The sequence below is a fragment of the Citrobacter sp. wls757 genome (genome assembly GCF_005280935.1).
Taxonomy (GTDB): Bacteria; Pseudomonadota; Gammaproteobacteria; order Enterobacterales; family Enterobacteriaceae; genus Citrobacter; species Citrobacter portucalensis.
The window spans coordinates 109,130-110,429 of the sequence record NZ_SZWU01000039.1; the positions used below are offsets into that span (position 1 = coordinate 109,130).

The 1,300-nt window shown below is 54.4% G+C and carries 1 protein-coding gene; it reads left to right on the forward strand.

What is annotated here, in order from left to right; genetic code table 11:
• A partial coding sequence (gene aceF / locus FDW94_RS11070) for a pyruvate dehydrogenase complex dihydrolipoyllysine-residue acetyltransferase (protein ID WP_249358424.1) occupies positions 1–1,270 on the forward strand: 1,270 nt, incomplete at its 5' end.
• Between the last annotated feature and the right edge of the window lie 30 nt (positions 1,271–1,300).

Genomic DNA, 1,300 nt, shown 5'->3' on the forward strand with positions numbered 1-1,300 from the left:
AGTTAACGTACCGGATATCGGTGGTGACGAAGTTGAAGTCACTGAAGTGATGGTTAAAGTGGGCGATAAAATTGCCGCTGAGCAGTCACTGATCACCGTTGAAGGCGATAAAGCGTCGATGGAAGTTCCGGCACCGTTCGCGGGTACCGTGAAAGAAATCAAAATCAGCACCGGCGACAAAGTTAAAACCGGTTCTCTGATTATGGTCTTCGAAGTCGAAGGCGCAGCACCTGCAGCCGCTCCTGCACAAGCAGCAGCTCCGGCTCCGGCCGCTGCACCAGCGCCTGCGCAAGCCGCAGCTCCGGCCGCAAAAGCGGAAGGCAAATCTGAGTTTGCTGAAAACGATGCTTACGTTCATGCAACGCCGCTGATTCGTCGCCTGGCGCGCGAATTCGGTGTGAACCTGGCGAAAGTGAAAGGTTCTGGCCGTAAAGGTCGTATCCTGCGTGAAGACGTTCAGGCTTACGTGAAAGACGCTATCAAGCGTGCTGAAGCGGCTCCGGCTGCAGCAGCAGGTGGCGGTATCCCGGGCATGCTGCCTTGGCCGAAAGTGGACTTCAGCAAGTTTGGTGAAATCGAAGAAGTGGAACTGGGCCGTATCCAGAAAATCTCTGGTGCTAACCTGAGCCGTAACTGGGTGATGATCCCGCACGTTACTCACTTCGATAAGACCGATATCACCGATCTTGAAGCGTTCCGTAAACAGCAGAACGCCGAAGCTGAAAAACGTAAACTGGACGTGAAATTCACCCCAGTAGTCTTCATCATGAAAGCCGTTGCCGCAGCTCTGGAACAGATGCCGCGCTTCAACAGCTCCCTGTCTGAAGACGGTCAGCGCCTGACCCTGAAGAAATACATCAACATCGGTGTAGCGGTTGATACTCCGAATGGTCTGGTTGTTCCGGTCTTCAAAGACGTGAACAAGAAGAGCATTACCGAGCTGTCTCGTGAACTGACCGTGATCTCCAAGAAAGCGCGTGATGGCAAGCTGACCGCTGGCGAAATGCAGGGCGGTTGCTTCACCATCTCCAGCATCGGTGGCCTGGGTACTACCCACTTCGCGCCGATTGTGAACGCGCCAGAAGTGGCTATCCTCGGTGTCTCCAAGTCCTCTATGGAGCCAGTGTGGAACGGTAAAGAGTTTATGCCGCGTCTGATGATGCCGATTTCGCTCTCCTTCGACCACCGTGTAATTGACGGTGCGGATGGTGCGCGCTTTATCACCATCATCAACAACATGCTGTCTGACATTCGCCGCCTGGTGATGTAAGCGAAAAAGCCGGCCCGACGGCCGGCTTTT